The organism is Halorubrum sp. AJ67 (genome assembly GCF_000513435.1).
Genome location: NZ_CBVY010000009.1, coordinates 100,221 through 101,779, shown reverse-complemented (window position 1 = coordinate 101,779; position 1,559 = coordinate 100,221). Strand labels below are relative to the sequence as shown.

Sequence of the window (1,559 nt, the reverse complement as noted above, 5' to 3'; positions counted from 1 at the left end):
CCGACGGCGGGCCGCCGGCGACGGTCCCGCCGGACGACGAGACGCCGACCTGGTCCGAGCGCAAGGAGCGAAGCCAGGGGCTCGCACAGCTCACCTACCAGTACTTCGAGCGCTCTCGGCGCGAGGACGAGGACCTGCGCACGGAGTCGACGTACGTCGAGCGCGACGTGCTCGGCTTCCCGACGTGGCCCCACGAGACGATCCGGAACCTCGCTATCACCTCCTTTTTCCTCGGGATCATCTTGCTCGTGGCCGCGATCCTCCCGTCGCACTTCGGGGATCCGGCGAACCCCGGCTCCACGCCGGCGATCATCCTGCCCGACTGGTACCTCTACTGGTCGTTCGGCCTGCTGAAGCTCGACCCGATCAACCCCGACCTCGCGGTGCTCGGCGGCAACATCGTCATGTCCAACGAGCTGCTCGGGCTCATCGCTCACGGGGCCATCTTCGGCGTCATCACGCTCGTCCCCTTCCTCAACAAGGGGAACGCGCGACGGCCCGTCGAGGAGCCGGGTTGGGCCGCGCTCGGAGTCGCCGGCGTCATCCTGGCGATCACGCTGGCGGCGCTCGCCATCCAGAACTTCTTCCCGGTCCAGCTCGAGCTGCTGTTCTCGCTCGTGTTCATGCTCCCGGTAGCGGGCGGCGTCGTCACCTACGCGGTGTTGAAAACGATGCGTGAGGGGTACATGTACGACCTCAACCGCCGGTACTACATGCTCCGGCCGCCGAAGTAACGGCCGAGAACGGCACTCCGTCCCCGACCGCGCCGTAATTCCGACGTTCACCGTCTCCACCCGCCGTTCCGACGCTCCGTGTCACCAATGTCATCCGCATCAGACGACGACTCCTCGCAGGCGTTCGACGAGACCGGCGACCCGATCGCCCGGGACGACGACGCCGACCCGCGCAACGAACCGACCGGTCCGCAGCAGGGACCGAGCGGCCGCGAGGTCGTCGTCCCGTTCAGGCTGTACAAGGCGGTGACCGTCTTCTCGACGCTCGCCGCGGTGGTGACCTACTTCGTCGGGTTCACCCTCATCGACGCCGCGACGCTTCAGATCAGCTTCATCCGGACGACCATCGTCTACCTGCTCGACAACGCCGGCATCCTGCCGCCGGAGGACGTACTTGTGGCGATACTGGCGATCACCGGCGTCGGGTTCATCGTCCTCGGAACCGCCGTGTACGTCCTCGGAACCCGGTTCCGCGGACAGGGGATGGGAAAGTCTCAAGACGACTCCAACGAAACGTGAGATAATGGCAGACGAGTTCATGAAGGGCTTCGCCCTGTTCACGATCGGCGGTCTCGGGTGGATCACCTTCGGCGGCTGGTACCGGACCCCGTCGTACTACGAGGTGGTTCAGCTCGTGAACCCGGCGGAAGGCGTGAACACGGCGTACGGCGAGGTCGGACTGCTCGCGGGCGACATGTTCTTCTGGTTGATGATTCTCGGGGCACTGACGTTCTGGGTGCTGATCCCGGCCAGCCGGCAGCTCCGAGACTCCCTCAGCGACGACGACGCGGCCGCGAACTGAACGCACGCCCCCTCGTCCTGCTG

General features: G+C 66.2%; 3 protein-coding genes. All 3 read left to right on the top strand.

Features of this window, described 5'->3' with window-relative positions; genetic code table 11:
* The coding region (locus tag BN903_RS09355; protein WP_048077476.1) for a cytochrome b at nucleotides 1-734 on the top strand (734 nt) is incomplete at its 5' end.
* Between the two features lie 87 nt (nucleotides 735-821).
* Nucleotides 822-1,253: a hypothetical protein gene (locus BN903_RS09350; protein WP_048077475.1), complete on the top strand. Its 432-nt coding sequence runs from the start codon at nucleotides 822-824 to the stop codon at nucleotides 1,251-1,253.
* A gap of 4 nt (nucleotides 1,254-1,257) precedes the next feature.
* A complete protein-coding gene (locus BN903_RS09345) occupies nucleotides 1,258-1,536 on the top strand; it encodes a hypothetical protein (RefSeq protein ID WP_048077474.1) in 279 nt (92 codons plus the stop codon).
* Nucleotides 1,537-1,559 lie beyond the last annotated feature (23 nt).

What these genes read in the sequence shown, in the direction of transcription:
- BN903_RS09350 (WP_048077475.1), top strand. Translation starts at nt 822, where the DNA reads ATGTCATCCGCATCAGACGACGACTCCTCGCAGGCGTTCGACGAGACC.
- BN903_RS09345 (WP_048077474.1), top strand. Translation starts at nt 1,258, where the DNA reads ATGGCAGACGAGTTCATGAAGGGCTTCGCCCTGTTCACGATCGGCGGT.